Genomic DNA, 18,607 nt, shown 5'->3' on the forward strand with positions numbered 1-18,607 from the left:
TCAAGGCGGTGGGGCACCCCGGAACCCACCAAAAGGCGCATCCCGTTCGGTGAGTTGCACAAATGGCCGGTCCTTCGGCCGGATCCGGCGGCAATCCGCGCCCTCGCCCGCCCCGGCGGCCGCCGGTGGTGGAGCATGGGGACACGCACGGCGACGGCGAGGGGGACCTGGTCTCATGACGGAAGCGGTACGGGTGCGCTGCCCGGGATGCGGGCGCGAGAACGGTTACGCGGCTCCCTCCTTCCCCTGCGCCTGCGGAAACCCCGTGACCCCACCCCTGGACCCGTCGGCGGAGGTCCGGCCGGTGACGTACCGCACCTGGTCGCAGAGCTGGGTGGCGGTGCGGTGCGGGGCCTGCGGCCGGGAGGGCGAGTGGCCGCAGCCGGAGCTGGGGTGCGGGACGTGCGGGACCGTGGTCCGGGTCCCGGTGCGCCCGCCGGGTACCGGGGCGGCCCCCGGAGCGGGTGGCGTCGCGCGGCCGGCGTTCCGGCCGGTGACCATCCGTACGGGCGGGGACGCCGTGGTGACGGCCGCGCTGTACCTGCGCTGGCTCGGTTTCCCGGACGTACGGCGCCCCGACGGCGCCGCTGCCCCCTCGGCGGCCGCCGACCTGCGGGCCCCGGGGGTGGTGGCGCACGTGGACCCCTCCACGGCCCCGGTCGGGCTGCGGGCCGTGGAGTGCGTCTGGCTGAACGCCCTGACGGCCGCCGCGACCGGCGTCTGCTTCTCCCTGGCCGGGTACACGGAGGAGGCCCGGAGCCGGGCGGACGAGCTGGCGGTGCCGCTGTTCGTCATGGACCTCACGGGCGCGCCCCAGCCGGTCAACGACCCGGCGGAGGATCTGGTGGCGCAGGGGGCCTAGGCTCGGAGGGCGCGGGCCCGTGCCCGCCCGTTCTTCCGTCCGTCCCTTTGCCTTTCTTGTTCCCCCTGCCTGCCGAGGAGAGCCCGATGAGCCTGTACGACATCCCGCTGACCACCCTGGACGACGAGCCCACCAGCCTCGCGGCCCACAAGGGCAAGGCCGTCCTCCTCGTGAACACCGCCTCCCAGTGCGGGCTCACCCCGCAGTACTCGGGGCTGGCCCGGCTGCAGTTCACGTACGCCGAGAAGGGCTTCACCGTCATCGGCGTGCCCTGCAACCAGTTCGGCGGCCAGGAGCCGGGCACCGCGGAGGACATCCAGACCTTCTGCGCGGCCGGTTTCGGCGTCACCTTCCCGATGCTGGAGAAGTCAGAGGTCAACGGCGAGAACCGGCACCCCCTGTACCGCGAGCTGGTGAAGACCCCGGACGCCGACGGCGAGGCGGGGGACATCCAGTGGAACTTCGAGAAGTTCCTGATCTCCCCGGCCGGCGAGGTCGTCGCGCGCTTCCGCCCGCGCACCGAGCCCGAGGCCCCCGAGGTCATCGCCGCGATCGAGGCGCACCTGCCCGCGTAGGCGTACGGATCGTGCGGGTACCCGGCCCGCAGCCGCCCCGGCTGCGGGCCGGGCCCGTCACGGCGGTGGGCCCGATGCGGCCGGGGACCGTCCGGCCAGGCCGTACCAGTAGCGGGCCTCCCGTTCGTCCCCTTCGGCCGCGGCGACGTCCCCGAGCAGCGCGAGCACCCCGGCCGGAAGCGGGTGCGGGGCGGAGCGCTGCGGTCCGGGCTCCACGGCCGGTCCGGCGGGCGGTCCGGCGGGCGGTCCGGCGGCCGGTCCGGCGGCCGGTCCGGCGGGCGGTGCGGGGAGCGGCTCGGGAAGCGGTTCCTCCTCCACGCCGGCTTCGGTGACCAGCGGGGCCAGCACCTCGCGGGCGCGTTCCTGCAGGCCCGCGCTCATCAGCAGCTCGCAGTAGAGGCGCCGGGCCGCGGACCCGGTTTCCGGGTCGCCGCAGGCCATCGCCCGCTCGAACCACGGGTACGCCTCCTCCTGGCGGTCCCCGACCGCCAGGACCTGGGCCAGCAGCAGCAGTGCCTGCGGCCGGTGCACGGTGTCGTCGGAGCGGGCCAGCGGCAGCAGCGTCCGCTCGGCGTCGGCGTACCGGCCCAGGCGGAAGAGGGTGCTGCCGAGGTACCGGCGGGCGAGCGGTTCGACGGACGGCTCCCCGGTGTCGAGGGCGTCCGTGAGCAGCCGTCGGGCCTCCTCCAGTGCCTCCCCGGACGAGGCGTCCCCGGGGTCGACCATGGAGCGCCGTACGACGCCGAGCAGGGCTCCGGCGCGGGGCGCGGTCTTCGGGTCCTCCAGCTCCAGAGCGGCTTCGAGGAGGTCGCCGGCGGCGATGACCTCCCCCACCTCCAGCAGGAACTCGCCGGTGCCGAGGTAGGCCAGGGCGAGCGCCCCGGCGTCGCCCGAGGTCTCCACGCCCATCAGGAGGTTCTCGGCGGCCTCCCGGTCGCCGCGGCGCAGCAGCAGGACGCACAGCGAGGCCCTGGCGGCCTCGGTGACGTCCGAGGGCTCGTCCTCGACCACGGAACGCAGCAGGTCGGCGGCGCCGTCGTCGTCCCCGTCCTCGGTCAGGCACTTGGCCAGCCGGAACCGGGCCATGGGGGAGGCCGGGTGCACGCCCGCGTCGCCCGCGGCCCGCAGGTGTGCGATGCCCTCGGCCCGGCGCCCGCCGCCGATGAGCACCATGCCCAGCAGGGCCCTCCCCCAGGACGCCGCCGTCACGTCCGCGGAGTCGGCCAGCCCGCGCAGCAGGTCCTCGGCGCGCGGGAAGTCCTCTTCGTCGGCGAGCATGACGGCGAGGTCGTAGCGGGCGATCAGGGACCAGTGGGGGTGTCCGGAATCGATCGCGGTGCGGTAGGCCCGCTCGGCCTCGCGCGGGTGGCCTTCGCGCACCAGCAGGTCACCGAGCAGGTCGGCGGCCCGCGGGCCCTGATGGGGGTGCCCGGACCCCATCGCCTCGGCCAGCAGCGCCCGCGCCCGGTCCGCCCCGCCCTCCTCCCCCGCGAGCATGACGGCCAGCCCGACCCGGGCCGGCGGCGCCCAGTACCAGTGTCCGGAATCGATCGCGGTGCGGTAGGCCCGCTCGGCCTCGCGCGGGTGGCCTTCGCGCACCAGCAGGTCACCGAGCAGGTCGGCGGCCCGCGGGCCCTGATGGGGGTGCCCGGACCCCATCGCCTCGGCCAGCAGCGCCCGCGCCCGGTCCGCCCCGCCCTCCTCCCCCGCGAGCATGACGGCGAGGGCGACCCGGGCCGGCGGCGCCCACTCCGGGTGGTCGGAGGCGATCACCCGCTCCAGCCACTCCCCCGCGGGCCCGGTCTCACCGCGTGCGGCGTGCCATTCGCCGAGTGCGCAGGCTGCCCGGTTGCTCTGGTCGGGGCGTCCCGATCCGGCCACCTCCCGCAGGATGGCCACCCCCCGTTCCTCCTCGTCCCCTCCGAGCAGGACGACGGCCAGGCCGACCTGTGCGACCGGGAGCACGTAGGGGTGTCCGGTGGCGATCGCGGCCTCCAGTACCTGCCGGGCCTCGTCGTACCTCTCCTGCAGGGTCAGTACGTCTCCCAGGCCCGCCAGGGCCCACGGCACGACGTGCGCCTGTCCGCTGTCCGCCACCGACCGCAGCACGGCCTCGGCCCGGTCCAGCTTGCCCTGGTGGATCAGCAGGCCCCCGAGGTTCGCGCGGGCCGCGGAGGTGATCTGCCCCGCCACCGCGTCGCCCATCATGCGGGGCAGGGTCCACGGCCGCTCGGCCGGTTCCGGCGCGCCGGGGCCCCGGGCGACGCCCATGCCGGCCGCGGGCTTGCCGAGTTCGGTGCCCGGCTCCCGGCCGGTGCGTACGCCGGCCAGGTCGCCGTCGGTCAGGGTCCTTGCCAGCTGGGCTCCGGCCAGGTACCCGGCTTCCGCGTCCCCGGACGCGAGGACGGCCTCCAGCAGTCGTTCGGCGCGTTCGCCCTCGCCCTGAAGGACCAGGACCTGGGCCAGGCCCACCTGGGCCAGCCGGGAGATCTGCGGGTCGGCGGAGGCGACGGCGCTCTCCAGGAGCTGTCTGGGGCGGGTCCGGTCGCCGTTGACCACGAGTGCGCCGGCCAGTTCGACCTGCGCCAGCGGGGCCACGTTCTCCGTCCGGGAGGAGGCCGCCGCGTCCAGCAGTTCCAGGGCCTGGTCCACGTCCCCCCGGATGAGGGAGAGCTGCCCGAGCATCAGTGAGGCCCATGCCGCGCCGTCCCGGTCGCCGGAGGCCCCGGCGATCCTGCGCAGCAGTCCCTCGGCGACGTCGGGCTCCTCCCGGACCAGCGCGGCGTAGGCGATCGGCACCAGTTCGGCGGGGGTGCGGTGCTCGGCGAGGTACTCCCAGGCGATCCGGGGCACCGCGGCGGAGGGATCGTCGGCGCGGGTGTCCAGGTACTCCGAGGTGTAGGCGAATCCGGTGTACGCGGGCCGGTCCTGCGGCCCCGGTACCCGGTACAGGAGGGCGATGGCCCCGGCCACGGGCTCCCCGGCCCAGGCCAGGCCGCTCCGGTACAGGGTCTCGTCGGCGTCGAACCGCAGGTAGTGGGCGGACATGTAGGAGCGGAAGAGGTCGAGGAGGGCGGATTCGGGGACCGGTCCGGTCATGCCCATCCGGTGCCAGTCGGTCGCCGCCTTCACCAGCGCCCAGCCCTCGGGGCAGCTCTCCGCGCCGTCGCGCAGGCGCTGTTCCAGAAGGGGCGCGGCGACCAAGTGCTCGCCGATGCCGCGCGCGGCGAAGTCCTCCCGGGGGTAGAGCTCCCGCGCCGCGGCGGTGTCCTGAGGGGCCAGGAGCGCCGGCAGTTCGACCGTGTGCGCCTTGCCGAGGACCGTGCGGGCGACGCGACCGATGTCGTTCCCCATGCCGGCGAGGGCGGCCCGCTGTTTCGCCGGGATGGTGGCGACGACGGTGACGGCCGGCTGCCGCCGGGCCAGCCGGTCGAGGATCTGCAGGTCGAGGCCGCCGGGCCGGAGGTAGCGGTGGAGGTCGTCCAGCCAGAGGACGGCGCGGTCCTGGCCGAGCGGCAGGGCGAGCCGGCTGAGGTCGTCGAGGATCCGGCGGTCCGTGCCGTCCGGGCGCGGGACGATCAGCCGGGCTCCGGGCAGGGTGCGCAGGAGCGCCTCGTACAGGGTCCGCGACTTGCCGGCCTTGGACTGCCCGGCCAGCAGGACGAAGCGCGACCGGAGCAGGGCGTCGTCGAGGAGGCCGTCCTGCGGGCTGCGGGGCACGTAGGGCGAGGCCCCGGGCCGGTCGCTGTACGTGGAGCGGGAGACCCCGATGTCGTGCGGATCCACCCGGTCGACGCGGGCGATCTCCCCGTCCTCGGTCAGCGGGAGCCACAGCAGGCTCTCCAGCCGCTCCCTGACCTCTCGCGTCGTGGCGTCGCGTACGTGCGCGCCCAGTCCGGGCCAGTAGCGGACCAGTGTCTCGACCCTGATCGCGTACGCCGTGCGCCGGTCGACCTTGGTCACGGAGTCCCGGGCGACCAGCATGCCGATGACGCCCTCGCTGTGCACGTCCCAGACGGGCGAGCCCGAGAAGCCCTGTTCCAGTGCCCAGCCGGTGTGGGGGCTCGCCTCGACCTGGAGCCACTCGCTGCCGGCGTGGCCGATGATCTCGCCCCGTACGGGTACCCCCTGGCGGGGGTGCTCCCTTGGGTAGCCGTAGGCGCGGAACTGGTGGTCCCAGGTGCCGGAGTCCGTGGTCCGCAGCGGGGCGGGAACCGCTTCCGGGGGTGGCGGTGAGCCGAGTTCGAGGACGGCGACGTCCCCGGTGTCGGTGCCGGTGGCCGGGTGCCAGCCGCCGGGCACGACGGTGGCGGGCAGGGGGTCGTGCGCCTCGGCGTACTGGAACTCCACGAAGACCGGTTCCCGCGGCATCCCGAGCGCCGTCCCGGCCCGTACGACATGGGCGCAGGTGAGCACGTGCCGCGGGCCGACCAGCATCCCGGCCCCGACGGGGTTCTCGTGCGGGGAACGGCGGATGCTCACCAGCCAGGGCGGGCGTTCCCACGCGGCGGACAACGGGGTCAGTCCGCGGGACCGGCGGCGGAACGGCTCCAGTGGATCCGGACGCTGAAGTGTCCCTCGACCGCCGTCTTGGCGATCACCACTCCGGACTCCGCGTTGAGTTTCATCCCGAACTCGACCTCGTACTCGTCCGGCCCGAGGGACCTGACGGAGTCGACCACGGAGCGGATCGCGGGACGGACGGCGGTCAGGGCGGCCTCCAGTCGGCGGCCCGCCCGCACCACCCCGTCGGAGTCCCGGGAGATCCGCTCCAGACCCGGCGCGTCTTCCTCCACCTCGACCAGGAGCGACGCTCCATCAGGACCGTCGAATCGCACCAACTCGGCCATGAGTCCCCCGAATTCATCGCTGCGGAACCGCTCCGTGAAGAGTAGTCCCGCAAGTGCCGGATGCGGGCGGGTTCACGGCGATACGGTGATCGCCATGGACGACGCCAGACGAGAGATAGCCGACACGCTGGACGCCACCGACGCCGACGACGTGGAAGCCGCTCTGCGCGTACTGGGCAGCGCCTTGCGGTGGGCCGCGGACGCGGTGCGCCGGGTGGGCGGCGACACCGGCGGGGCCCGCGCGCTCGGGGCCCTGTACGCGCTGGACGACGCGCTGGAGCACGGCCGCGGACTGGAGGAGGCGCTGCCCGCCCTGCTGGCAGCCGCGATGCCCGGGGACCTGGTGGGCGGCGGTACGGACGGGCTGGTGCGGCGGCTCGCCGAGGTGACCGGGCAGGTATCGGACGAACGGGCGGAGCTGGAGAAGCTCGTGGCGACGCAGGAGGCCCTGCGCAGCCGACTGGAACAGCACGGGGAGCTGCGCCGCCAGGTGGACGAACTGCGCCGGCTGGAACGGCTGGTCGTCGCGCTGGACGCGCTCCGGGAGCAGCAGCAGGTCATCGGGGAGCGGCTGACCGCGCTGCGCGGCAGGGACGCCGGGGTCGAGGACGCACTGCGCACGAGCGGCGACGCGCTGATCCGCCTCTCGGAGGACCAGCTCGCCGCCCTGGGGCCACAGACCAGACAGGTGCTCGAACGGGCGGCGGCCGTGCAGGGCGCGCTGGCCGCCGAGGGACGCGAACACGCCGAGGGCGCGGCCGCGCTCGCGTCCGGACAGGAGCTCCTGGAGCGGATCCGGACCGAACGGGGCGCGCAGCTGGTGTCGTTGAGGCTGCACGCCGAGGCCAACCGCGATGTCGCGCGGGCGCTCCTGGCTCCGGGGGGAGCCGGCGGCGGGCCGGAGCTGACCTCGCTGGAGCAGGTGGAGGCCGCCGCCGCGGACATCGAGCGGCGGCTCGGGGACGCGGACCGGGCGCTGGGCCGGGTTCTGGAGGCCCGTGACTCCGAGGAGGCGCAGGGGCGTTCGGTCATCCGGTGAGCGGGCCGCCCGCCGCCGGGTCCGGGACGTCGGCCGGTTCGAACTCCAACGGGACGACGGGAGCGGGACCGGAGCCCGTTCCGGAGTCGGGGCCGGGGCCCTGCGGCCATCCGTGCTGGGCGAACCGGGCCGCCATCCTGCCCTCCATGACCTCCAGCAGCCCGCGGACCGTCCGGGCGTTGCCGAAGCCGGCCGGATCCGCCGCCCGCCCGCGCTCCAGCCAGCGCGCGGCCCGGTCCGCCACGCCCGCCCCGAGGGCGTACCCCTCGGCGGCGGCCGACCGGCGCAGGATCTCCACCAGGTCGGCGGTGGAGTACGGCGGGAACGGGATCGGCTCCGTGAACCGCGACTTCAGACCGGAGTTGGCGTCGAGGAACTCCGCCATCTCCCGCGGATAGCCCGCGGCGATCACGACCAGGCGGCCGCGCCAGTGCTCCATCTCCCGGGTCAGGGTGTCGATGGCCTCGGCTCCGTAGCCCCCGTACGAGCTGTCACGGGCCAGGCTGTACGCCTCGTCGATGAACAGGACGCCGTCCAGCGCGTCCTGAACGGCCTTCTGCACCTTGGGGGCGGTCTCCCCGATGTGCACGCCCACGAGTTCGGCGCGGGTGACCTCCAGCACGTGTCCCTTGCGCAGCAGGCCGAGGTCCCGGAACATCCTCCCCACCAGCCGGGCCACGGTGGTCTTCCCCGTCCCCGGCGGCCCGGTGAACAGCAGGTGCGGGGCGGCGAAGCCCTCCCCTCCCCTGGCCTGGCGCAGCCGCAGCCGGTTGGCCAGCTGCGTCAGGTGTCCGCGGACCGGGCCCAGCCCGACGTAGCGGTCGAGTTCCGCCAGCAGGCCGTCGGGGTCGGGGGCCGGCGGGGCCAGGTGCGTCCGGTAGGCCTCCGGGATGTCCCCGGGTACTACCGGCCGGTCGACGTGGCGGCGGACCCGGGCGGCCCACAGGGCGTAGACCTCGTCGGCGAGGGTCCGCATCTCCCGCGCGTTGCCGAAGGTCGCGTCCCTGGTCCGGTACATCCCGGCGACGATCCGGGCCAGCTCCTCCTCGGCCTCGGGACTCGGGCGCGGGCCCCGCCGGGTGAGTCGCCCGAGGAGGATCGCGAGCAGGGTGTCGGGGGGATAGTCGGTGAAGTCCAGGACGGTCGGGAACCGGCTCCGCAGGCCCGGGTTGGCTTCCAGGAACTCCTCCATCTTGTCCGGGTATCCGGCCGCGACGACGGCCAGTCTGCCGCGGTCGTTCTCCATGCGGCTGATGAGCGTCTGGATCGCCTCGCCCCCGAACCCGTCCCTCTGGTCGCTGAGTCCGTACGCCTCGTCGATGAAGAGCACTCCGTCCAGGGCCCGTTCCACCGTCTCGTCGATCAGCGCGGCCGTCTGGCCCACGTATCCGGCGACCAGGTCCCGGACCTTCGCCTCCACGACGTGGCCCCGGCCCAGCAGGCCCAGGTCCCGGTAGACCTCACCGACCAGCCGGGCCACGGTGGTCTTCCCGGTCCCGGGATTCCCGGCGAACACCAGGTGGAGGGCGGGGGGTTCGGCCGCAGCGGTGTGACCGGCCTCCCGGAGCGCCGCGGCGGCCTCGACCTGGGCGCGCAGGCGCTCGAAGTGCCGTTTGACCGCGTCCAGCCCCGGCAGGGCGTCGAGCCGCTCCCAGGCCGGGCGGGGGTCGGTGTCGGCGCCCTCGACCCAGCCCCGGACGGCGTCGGCGTCGAGCGCGCCGCCCTGCCGGGCCAGGCGGACCAGCTCGGTCCGCCAGGTCCGGGCCTTCCAGGGCTGTCCGGCCATGACCCGTACGATCGGGGCCAGTTCCCGCCAGTCGCCGATCCGCAGCCCGTCCCGCAGCCGTGTCGCGTGGATCAGCCGTTCCACCTCGGCGGCCTGCGGGAATCCGATCCGTGCCGTACCGGGGCGCCCGGGAGTTTCCATCTGCTGGCGTACGAAGGTCTCCAGCAGCGGGAAGCCGCCCTGTCCCGCGACGAACCCGGCCACTGCCTCCAGGGTGGGCCTGCGGAACACCAGCACCCACAGGTTGTGTCCGTCGCTCTGCTGGGACCAGTCCGCCATGGCGTGGGCCAGCTGCCGGGCCGCGTTGTGGTGGCGCAGGACCTCCTCGGCGTACGGGAACACCACGGCGGTCCGCTGGCCGCGCCCACGCAGGTACCCGGCGAGGGTCATCACCCCGAACGGGTCGGAGACGCCCGCCGCCGACGGCGCGGGCCCGGTGGCGCCCGCGGCGCCGGCCGGATCCGCCCCCCGCTCCCCGGTGCCGCCGCCCGCGCCGAGGCCGGACACCAGCATCCCGCCGAGCGGGCCCCTGAGCTGCGGGTGGCGCATGGTGCGCGGCGCCGCCCGGCGCGGGGCGGCGGCCCTGCGGGACCGGTCCCGCGAGGCGTCGTCGCGGAAGTAGACGGGATCGGACAGGGAGCTGAAGACGATCCGCTCGTAGCCCTCGGCCCGCAGCAGCCGCCACAGGGTCTCCTCCAGGGTGCACACCTGGTGACCGCCGTCGACGAAGACGTCGTCCACGCCCGGACCGTAGAGGACGGCGAACGGTTCCCCGCCGCGCAGGGCGGCGGCGGGGAACCGCTCCACGGCCGGCCCGGGGCCGGGCGCGGGCGGTGTCGCGGGCCCGGTCATGCCGTCCCGGGCCGGGGCTGCTGCCGGGCGCGGTGCCGTTCGATGTCGCGCAGCAGCGGATCGGGGTCGCCTTTTTCGCTCACCGGTTCCGACACCTGGTGGCCCTCCGCCGCCAGCCCCTGCCCGATCGCCCGGGCCCGGGCGGTGAGATCGGCCTCGGCGGTCACGTCGTGGTCGTAGGAGTGCACGCGGATCACGCACTCCCCCTCGTCCTGGACGGCCTGCGAGATGTCCAGGACGATCTCGTTGCCGTTGTCGTGGCGGAGTTTGGCGTAGTAGGCGCCCCGGGGGTCGGCGTCCTGGTACTCGCTGTCGACGAGGTCGTAGAAGGCGTAGTCGCTGAGGGTCTGGGCCACGGCGTCGGCGAGGTTAACCCGGATCTGCGAGGCCAGTTGCCGCATGCCGGCCCGTTCGACGGTTTCCCCCAGCGCGCCTTCGAGCCCCGGTGCCCGCTCCCGCAGCGCGTGCAGTTCGCCGGTGTCGGTCCCGTCGTCGCGCGCCCGTGCCAGGGCCCGCTCCGTCTCCTGTCCCAGCTCGTCGAGCTCCCCGGCCGACCAGTAGGTGACGTCCAGCGTGTACCCGGGCAGGGACCGGCCGTCCGCCCCGAGGACGGGGCGTTCCCTGTTGCCCTCGATCAGCTTCCCGATCCGCACCAGGGCCTCGACGGCGGCGGTCTGGGCCCAGGAGCGTTCCAGTTCCCGCTGTTCGATGTCGAGGCGCAGCTCGCTGAGCGAGTGGTACGTCTCCTGCACCACGGCGAGGGCGGCGTCGAACCGGCCGTGCGAGGCGTTCTGCTCGGCGGTGGACAGCCGGCGCGTCAGCCGGTCCAGTTCCCCGGGGGCGTAGCGCTCGTGCGGCAGCGACCGCTCGATCAGCCCGGCCATGGCCCGGCTGTCGGAGAGCCAGGTACGGACGGTCTCCTCGGCCCGTGCCCGGTCCTGCTTCATCACGTCGATCTCCGCGGACAGCCGGGCCGTCTCGGCGCGGCGTTCGGCGCGTTCCGCGGCGATCTCCCGGCGTACGGCCTCCTGGTGGGCGGCCAGCTGCCGCCGGGAGTCCTCCTGGATGCGGCCCGCCGTCTCGTCGAGGGTCCGGTGCAGCTCGCGGGCCTGCTCCCGGAGCCGTCGCGAGGTGTCGGCCTCCAGCTGCCGGGTCTGCTCGCTGAGGCCGCGCACCACTTCCTCGTGCCGGCGCTGGCGCTCCTCGACCCTGCCGAAGGTGCGGTCGATGTCGGCGCGGGTCTGCTTGCGGACGTCGTCGATCAGCCGGGGCAGGTTGCGCTGCACCTCCTTCAGCTTCTGCGCGTTGCGCTGGAGGCGGTACCACTCGGACTCGTCGACCTGGATGCGCTTCCTACCGCTCATGGGGCAGTTCCCTTCCCGGGGAGGTGCGGGCTCGTACGGAGTCGACCGCGCTGTCGAAGGCGGCCAGCAGCCCGCTCGGCGGGACGCCGACGAGCAGGGCTTCCGGGCCGCTGATGGCGATCTCGGCGGTCCTGGGGCGGCGGGCGAAGTCGTACCCGCAGTCCGCCAGCCGCCGGGTGAGGTGGTGGATGCGCTGGTTGGTGCTGCCGCGCAGTCCGCGGCCGTCGTCCAGCGCCGCCACGTACCGGCCGTCGATCAGTACGTCGACCGCGGCCAGGAGTGCGGGGACCCCCGGGGACGGCGGCGCGGAGCGGAGCCGTTCGAGCCGGTAGCCGGTGAAGCAGATCACGGAGACCTCGCGCTCCCGGCGGGCCAGCCGTGCCACCTCGGCGAGCCCGGCCGCCTGCTGCATGGGCTCGCCCCCCGAGAAGGTCAGGCCGTCCACCTGGGGGTCGCTCAGCAACTCGGCTGCCAGGGCTGCCGGTTCGGCCCGCCGGGCGGGCCGGTCGGGGATCCATTCGGGGGACATGCAGCCGGCGCAGCGAAAGGGGCATCCCTGTACCCAGAGCACGGACCGCAGGCCCGGCCCGAGCGCCTCGGTGCCGATCCGGGTCGCCGCGACGTTCAGTGCCGGGGTGGCGGCGCTCACCGCGGCCCGCCGGCGGGGGTGCCCGAAGGGCCGGGCGCGGCCCGTCCGGACAGGTAGGTGAACGACACCCCGTTGACGACGACGTCCCGGTCGGGCAGACAGGTCGCGCCGCTCTCGCGCGCGGTGGAGCCGTCCGGCGTGTAGCGGATCAGCAGGTCGATCCTGGGGCCGGTGCCGGTCGACCGGCGCCGGCCGCGGACCCGGCCCCGTCCGCCGACCGACGGGGGCCGCAGCGTCACCGTGCGGCCGGTCAGTTCGACACGGTCGGTGAACGCGTCACCGAACACCCGGGTCAGCAGCAACTCGCCGCGCAGTCGGGGCCGGTGGGTCCTGCGCCACCACAGCCAGCCGGTGAGCAGCAGCAGCGCGCCGCCGCCCAGCACCCCGGGGAGGAAAACAGCCGATCCCACCGTGGCCCGCAGCGGCACCGCCGCCCCCGTGACGCGCACCTGCTGGGGAACGTTCAACCGCACGTCGGGGGCGAGCGGCTGCTCCCACGCAGAGGTCACCCGGCCGGACAGCTTCAGCGTGGCGTCGGCCTCCTCCACCCGGCGGTACGGCAGCGGGCCCGCCGGGAGCCGGCCCCTCAGCCGTACGTCGAAGGTCCGGGACTCGCCCGGCCGGAGGGTCAGTTGCCCCGGCAGGCCGTCCAGGGCGACGGACGGGTCGCCGAGCGAGGCGCTCGCGCCGGTGACGGTCAGGGGTACGTGCCGGGACGTCGAGCGGAGCGTGAGCTTCGCGGTCGCCGACCCGCTCGTGAGATCGGCGCGCGCGGCGTCCGACCACTCCGCGGTCACCCCCTTGCCGACGTCCCCGGCCAGCAGCAGCTGCGCCTTGCGGATCCGGGTGCGCTCCCCGGCCCGTGCCAGGTACGAGCCGAGGTCCTGGATGCTGTCGGGGCGCAGCACGGTGGTGTTCTTCACGACGTCGCCCAGCAGGTCGGCCCCCGTGGCGCCGTTGCCCAGCGGCAGCGCGTACCCGGCGAGTTCGGTGCGTTCGGCGAGGGCCTGCGCGCGCCCGCGCAGGGCGGTCCAGGCGGGCCCCGTCGCATCGGGGTAGCGGGAGCCCCCGACGGGGTGGTGCTCGCCGTCGGTGAGCAGCACCACGGACGCGACCGCCGAGGCGTGATCGCGTTCGAGTTCGGTCAGTGCCGCGTCGAGCGCCTCGCCGATGTCCGTGTCCCCGGCGGGGTCGGGGGCGGCGGGCAGCTTGGACATGATCGCGGCGCTGTCGCCGGCCGAGCCGATGTAGCGCGGCTGCGGGCGGGAGTCGAAGGTGAAGAGCGCGACGTGGTCCTTGGGCGACATGCCGTTCAGGAAGCTGCCGATGGTCGAGCGGACCGTGTCGTAGCGGCCGTCCTGGTTCATCGACCCGGAGGTGTCGACGAGGACGACGTAGTCGGCGGGCTGGTCGTCCAGCCCGAGGGCCTGGTGGATCTCCGCCCGGGAGGGTGCCGGGTCGTTGGTCGTCGCCCGTGCGGTCGCCGGTGGGGCGGCCAGCAGGACGGCGGTCAGCAGCGCGGCCCCTCCCCGCGCGGCGCGCGCGAACCTGGGTGCCCGTGGCGGGGTGGGGTGCTTCACGGACCTGCTCCCTCAAGGTCGGTCGGCAGGGTGCCGAGGGGGTGTTCGGCGGGCGCCGCGGCGCCCAGCGGGTGCAGCACGAGATGGGCCGTCCCGTCGACGGCGATGCGTACTCCTACGTGGCAGTGCTCGCCTCCGCCTCCCGCGGGGAGGGTCAGGGTGGCGACGGTCCCGGTGTGCTCCCCCCGGGCGTCGCGCACCCGTACCCGTACCGGCCGTGCGGGATCGGCGGGGTGTGCCGCACCCGTCGCCACCGCGACGCGGTGTCCCCCGGCTTCCGCGAAGACGGTGGCGCCGCCGGGTTCCAGGACTCCGGCGGGGCTGATCACCAGCTCTTGCGGCCGGGGGGCTCCGCCGGTGACGCGGTGGGTGCCCACGCTGACGGCGTGCGGGTAGCGGTCGCCCGGGTCGGCCCGGCCGGCCGCGACCAGCGCGGCGCCGAAGACGGCGGCGAGGGCGGGGTCGGTGCCGCCGGGCAGGGCGGCGAGGGGCCCGTGCCGGTCCGCGAGGTGCCGGGTCAGCGGGCCGAACCGGGCCGCGCCCCCCACCGCGACGACCGGCGGGGCGGGCGCGCCGCCCAGGACCTCGTCGAGCAGGTGGTCGAGTCCGGCCGTGAGCGGTCCGAGGGCCCGGCGCACCGCGCCCGCGGTGATCTCCCGCCCGTCGATCCGGTGGACGGCCGCTTCGTCGTACCGGCCGTGATGGCTGTCCGCGCGGCGCAGCGCGACGTCGAGCCGCTCGGCGGCGCCCGCCTCCGAGCGGGTCGCGGCCAGCGCCCGCAGTCCCGCGGCGTCGTCCGGCAGCCCGACGGCGGCCAGCAGCGCCCGGTCGAGGTGGGCGCCGTAGCCGTCGGCGGGGGCGTGCCACGCCCGGTCCGTGACGGCCACGGCGCCGGAGGCCGGGGCGCACACCGACACCTCCGCCGCGCTCGCGCCGAGTGCGCAGACGGCGTACCGGCCCGAGGGCGCCGTGCCCGCGTGCCGGAGCAGCGCCAGTACCGCGTGGGCCGTGCCCAGGAAACGGATCCGCGGTGGCGGGCGCGTGCCGTGGACGGCGGTCAGCGCGTCCGCCGCCCGGTCCGCGGCCCCGGCGCGGTCCTGTTCCCTGACGACCAGCACCACCCGGTCGGGAAAGCCGTGGCCCGCGCAGTACTGCGCGTAGGCGTCCCGCAGGGCGGCCCAGGGACGGGCGCCCGCGTCCGCCGGTACGGGGACGCCCTCGCCGGGTACCGAGCCCGACAGCCGGACCAGCCCGGGGGCGCCGTCGGCGCCGGGCACGGCGATGCGCGTGAAGCGGGTTCCCGCGTCGACGGCCACGGCCGCGGCGCTCACGGCTTGCCCCGGGTGAAGCGGTCGCGGAACTTTCCCCTCTTCTCCTCCTGCTGCGCCTGCCGCGGACCGGGGTCCTGGTACGGCGGCTGTGCCGGAGGCGGCTGCGGAGGGGCGCCGCGGCGGGGGACGCCCAGCAACGTGAGGATCTGGTAGTGGCGTTCCGTCTCCACGTAGCTGAACTGGCGCAGCTGCGCGCGCACGTCCCGCGCCCACTCGCTCTGCCCCAGTGCCCGGTACAGGGCCATGCCCAGTCCGGGCGCCCGCCGGTCCAGCTCGTACCCGAACTCGTACACGGCCCGGGGTCCCCGGGTGTACAGCACGGGGATGAGCTCGGCCAGCAGCGCCGGGGGGACCGACCGGTCGGGGCAGGCCTCGACGACGACCCGGCCCAGTTCCACGAGGTCCTCACCGGCGAGGACGGCCTTGCGCAGCTGCCAGACGGGGCGCAGCCAGCTCAGCCGCTGCCTGCGGCCGAAGGCAGACACCAGGTCCTCGGGCAGTGCGTCGATCCACGGGCCGGGGTCCGCGGCCAGCCGCCGCTCCAGGCTGTCGCACACGACCTCCTCGGTACTGGGCCGCTGCCTCATCAGCTGGGACAGCACGCTCCACGAGGCGGGGTCGGGCGTGTCGCCCAGCAACGCCTCGACCGCGAGCCTCTTCACTTCGGGGTCGGCGTCGATCCGCCCGATCAGGGTGGTCGCGTAGGGACGGGCGGCGCCGGGGTCGGTGAGCCCGCGGAGCCGGGGCATCGTCGGGGTGGTGGGCCCTTGGCCCCGCAGGATGGCGCCGGCCATCGCGCACAGCAGGTCCGCGTCGGCGGCCGCCTCCGGTTCGAGTCCGGGCCCGCCCGGTGCGGCGACCCTGTTCAGCTCCGTGAGCAGCTGCTGCGGGGCCGTCCTCAGGGCCACCTCGCGCAGGCGGGACCACATGAGACCGATGACGGCCGGTGTGCCGTTGCGTCCGGCGGCGTCCAGGGCGATGCGCCAGGCGTCCTCACCGGCGTCGGTGAACTCGGTGACGTCGGCGGCCGTCACCTGGCCGGGGCGCAGGTCACCGGTGAGCACCGCGGCGAACCGCAGCCATCCGGCGGGGCAGTTCCCCGTGTCCCGCACGGCCGAGCGGACGATCCGGCGCAGCGGCGCGAGGTCGTGGCTGCGGTCCTTCAGGAGCGTGCGCAGCCATGCGTCCCGCACCTCGCGCGAGCCGATCAGGACCAGGTCGGCGGCTTCCGAGGTGTGCCCGAGCTCGTGTTCCGTCCGGTAGATGAGCTGGGCCACCCAGCCGGGCTCCTGGGCCGGCTCCGTCGCCATCGCCGTGAACAGCTCGTCGAACGCGCCGGGGCGGTACGCCTCCACACCGCGCAGCACCCTCAGGTACTGGGTGGCGCGGGTGAAGGTGGCCGGCGACGCCCCTTCGGTCAGGACGTCGTCGGCGAGCAGCCGCGGGGTCAGCGGGCTCCAGTACCGCAGCAGCACCTCCGCCGGCGCGTGGCGGGCGACGAAGGGCAGGAGCAGTCCCAGCTGCCCCTCGGTCAGGCCGTTCGGCCCGTACGTGTCCAGCACCCTCTGTACGTCGCCGAGTTCGCCGCCGTCCTGTCGGATCTCCGTGAGCACCGTGTCCAGCAGGTCCACCTCCCGCAGCGTGCGCAGGGCGGACCGCGGATCGCGGGAGGAGACGGGCTCGGTGGCGACCAGGAGGTGCCCGACGAGCTCGGCGGTGGATTCCCGCCCGGCCCGGAGCCTCAGCAGCTCGTTCAGGTACTCGCGCCCGACGCCGGTCCCCGGGTCCGGTGGCGGGCTGCCCGCGCCCAGCCGGGCCTCGGCCTGGCCGGTCCGCGCGGTGGCCGCGAAGACCAGCATCAGGCGGTGCTCGGACTGGCCGGTCCAGGTGGCCGCGCTCAGCCAGGCCCGGCACCCGTACGGCAGGAGCGAGCAGACGGCGTCGAGGATCAGGACCCGCTCGTCGGTGTCGGGGAGCCCGGCGCCCGGCGCCGCCACGATCGCCACCTGCCGGCCTTCCAGCAGCAGGGCCGCGACCCCGGCCGCCCAGTCGAAGCCCAGCCGGTCGACGGTGCGGGCGAGTTCGGCGGCCGTGGTCCGCCCGGCCTCGATGCCGAGGGCGGCCTCCGCCGGATCCGGCTGTGCGCGGGGGGCGGCCCGGTCCAGTGCGGTCCATGTCAGCCGGGCGGCGGTCGCGGGGCTCCAGTCCACGACGAGCAGCCGCCAGGTGTAGCTGGGGGCGCCGGTGCCGTCGACGCTGCCGTCCCAGGTCGTCTCGACCAGGGCGCAGACGGGGCCGCTCTCCCCCGGCACGCCGCTGAGGAACACCCGCCACGGCAGTCCGCCGGCGGGCTCCAGGTCGTCGGGGGTGCCGGTGGCGGCGCCCCAGTAGTAGCGCTCGGCCCGGTCGGACGGCAGGCTGCCGCGCAGGACCTCGTACCCCATGGTCCGCCCCGGGTACTTGCCCACCACCGACCAGTCGGCGGACAGCGGGTGGGTGCCGGGGGCCTCGTTCACTGACCGCTCCGCTTCGGTCCGAAGAGGCCCGGCTTGGCGTGGATCCTGCGCTCCAGGTCGATCAGGGGTTCCAGGACGTTGATGGGCTCGGGGGAGGTGCAGATCCGGGGGCGGCCCTCGACCTCCTCCACGTTGGCGTAGTTGTTGTAGTCGAAAATGTGCTGCGGGTTGAGCCGGTACCCGATGGCCGAGGTCGCGTAGTACGAGATCCGGTCGGGGTGGAAGAAGGTGGCGAGCCCGTCGCGCACCATCCGGGCGGTGGCCCCGCGGAAGTCCTCGCACAGCCACTGGAAGAAGCGGGCGCTGAGGTGCGCGGGCACGCGGGGCAGCCGGGATCCGGTGGAGTCCTGGGTGACCCATCCCGCCCGCATGGCGGGTTCGAAGAGGGCGGGGTGGTCGAACTTGGCAACGCACACGGAGACGTGATGCGGGAGCCTGTTGTCGTGGTGTCCCCTCCTGTCCCGCACCCTGGAGTTCAGCTCGTTGAGCGTCGCGTAGAAGAAGTTGAAGCTCTCCGTCGCCAACTCCCGGTCGCCCAGCGGGTCGAAGAGGTAGATCAGCCCCTGGGCGCGGGCGAGCTGGTCGGTGATCTCCTCGTGCAGCGGGTTGTTCGCCTGGAACACCTCTCCCGCCGCGTCGTTGATGTCCAGGACGAAGCTGGCTCTGCGGGGGCGCCTGCGCAGGCCGCCCGGGGCCGGTTCCTCCCCCTGGACGGACCAGCTCATGCTCCGCAGGCCCACGCTCGCCTCGGGGAAGATCCGGCGGGTCGAAAGCCGCGTCACGCTGTCGTTCAGGAAGCCGTTGGCCTCCCGGCTCATGCCGCTGATCCGCCAGCTGCCCTGCCCGTGCCGCTGGGCCTGCATCGCCGCGATCGGCAGCGCGCCGAGGAAGCTCGTCTTGCCGGAGCGCGGCGCGCCCCACAGTCCTATCCGGACGTGGTCGGTGGCGTTCGCGCCCGCCGGCGCGGTGGGGATCGGCGCCGGATCCCGGTTGCCGTCCATGACGGGGCCGGGCCCGTACCCGTACGGGACCTCCGCCTCCACGGGCCGGGCCGGGGGCCCGGACCAGGGCTGCCCGTTGGGCTGCGGGGGCGCGGGCTTCGGGGGCGTCGTGGAGCCGTCGGCCGGCGCACCGCCTGAGGGCCTGTCGTTCGGGTCGTAGTATTCCTCGGCCATGGGTCTCTCCTCGTGCCGGTACGGTCGG

At 75.1% G+C, this 18,607-nt stretch carries 12 protein-coding genes; 3 read left to right on the forward strand and 9 right to left on the reverse strand.

The window, feature by feature from the left end; translation table 11 throughout:
* The first annotated feature begins 175 nt into the window (after positions 1 to 175).
* Both SLAV_RS08690 and SLAV_RS08695 read left to right on the forward strand, forming a co-directional pair.
* Positions 176 to 862: a hypothetical protein gene (locus SLAV_RS08690; RefSeq protein ID WP_030237560.1), complete on the forward strand. Its 687-nt coding sequence runs from the start codon at positions 176 to 178 to the stop codon at positions 860 to 862.
* 86 nt (positions 863 to 948) lie between these two features.
* The gene (locus tag SLAV_RS08695; protein ID WP_030237562.1) at positions 949 to 1,437 is read left to right on the forward strand and encodes a glutathione peroxidase; all 489 of its coding nucleotides are present in this window, start codon (positions 949 to 951) and stop codon (positions 1,435 to 1,437) included.
* 57 nt (positions 1,438 to 1,494) lie between these two features.
* Here the strand turns inward: SLAV_RS08695 and SLAV_RS43105 are convergent, their stop codons facing one another.
* Together SLAV_RS43105 and SLAV_RS08705 are read right to left on the reverse strand one after the other, a co-directional pair.
* On the reverse strand, positions 1,495 to 5,919 hold the full coding sequence (locus SLAV_RS43105) for a serine protease (protein WP_279638165.1): 4,425 nt from the start codon (positions 5,917 to 5,919) through the stop codon (positions 1,495 to 1,497).
* 38 nt (positions 5,920 to 5,957) lie between these two features.
* Positions 5,958 to 6,287 carry a CU044_2847 family protein gene (locus SLAV_RS08705; RefSeq protein WP_030237565.1) on the reverse strand — a complete coding sequence of 110 codons (330 nt, stop codon included), beginning with the start codon at positions 6,285 to 6,287 and terminating at the stop codon, positions 5,958 to 5,960.
* A 94-nt stretch (positions 6,288 to 6,381) separates the two neighbouring features.
* Here SLAV_RS08705 and SLAV_RS08710 point away from each other — a divergent pair, with 94 nt between their 5' ends.
* Entirely contained in the window at positions 6,382 to 7,326 is a 945-nt protein-coding gene (locus SLAV_RS08710) for a coiled-coil domain-containing protein (RefSeq protein ID WP_030237566.1), read from the forward strand.
* Here the strand turns inward: SLAV_RS08710 and SLAV_RS08715 are convergent.
* Genes SLAV_RS08715 through SLAV_RS08745 form a run of 7 tightly spaced genes read right to left on the reverse strand, consistent with a single transcriptional unit; the run spans position 7,316 to position 18,579 of the window.
* Positions 7,316 to 9,964: an AAA family ATPase gene (locus tag SLAV_RS08715; RefSeq protein WP_063760354.1), complete on the reverse strand. Its 2,649-nt coding sequence runs from the start codon at positions 9,962 to 9,964 to the stop codon at positions 7,316 to 7,318. The genes SLAV_RS08710 and SLAV_RS08715 overlap by 11 nt on opposite strands.
* A complete protein-coding gene (locus SLAV_RS08720; protein WP_030237579.1) occupies positions 9,961 to 11,328 on the reverse strand; it encodes a hypothetical protein in 1,368 nt (455 codons plus the stop codon). The genes SLAV_RS08715 and SLAV_RS08720 overlap by 4 nt, the downstream gene beginning before the upstream one ends.
* On the reverse strand, positions 11,318 to 11,977 hold the full coding sequence (locus SLAV_RS08725) for a 4Fe-4S single cluster domain-containing protein (RefSeq protein WP_030237580.1): 660 nt from the start codon (positions 11,975 to 11,977) through the stop codon (positions 11,318 to 11,320). The genes SLAV_RS08720 and SLAV_RS08725 overlap by 11 nt, the downstream gene beginning before the upstream one ends.
* Positions 11,974 to 13,557 (reverse strand): vWA domain-containing protein, encoded by a 1,584-nt coding sequence (locus tag SLAV_RS08730; protein ID WP_051841304.1) that lies wholly within the window; start codon positions 13,555 to 13,557, stop codon positions 11,974 to 11,976. The genes SLAV_RS08725 and SLAV_RS08730 overlap by 4 nt, the downstream gene beginning before the upstream one ends.
* Complete coding sequence (locus SLAV_RS08735) at positions 13,554 to 14,888, reverse strand: hypothetical protein (RefSeq protein WP_030237584.1); 1,335 nt, start codon at positions 14,886 to 14,888, stop codon at positions 13,554 to 13,556. Before SLAV_RS08735 ends, SLAV_RS08730 begins: the two co-directional genes overlap by 4 nt.
* On the reverse strand, positions 14,885 to 17,404 hold the full coding sequence (locus tag SLAV_RS08740) for a hypothetical protein (protein ID WP_051841305.1): 2,520 nt from the start codon (positions 17,402 to 17,404) through the stop codon (positions 14,885 to 14,887). Before SLAV_RS08740 ends, SLAV_RS08735 begins: the two co-directional genes overlap by 4 nt.
* Positions 17,401 to 18,579 (reverse strand): hypothetical protein, encoded by a 1,179-nt coding sequence (locus SLAV_RS08745; protein ID WP_051841306.1) that lies wholly within the window; start codon positions 18,577 to 18,579, stop codon positions 17,401 to 17,403. Before SLAV_RS08745 ends, SLAV_RS08740 begins: the two co-directional genes overlap by 4 nt.
* Between the last annotated feature and the right edge of the window lie 28 nt (positions 18,580 to 18,607).

Source organism: Streptomyces lavendulae subsp. lavendulae, assembly GCF_002803845.1.
Classification (GTDB): domain Bacteria; phylum Actinomycetota; class Actinomycetes; order Streptomycetales; family Streptomycetaceae; genus Streptomyces; species Streptomyces lavendulae.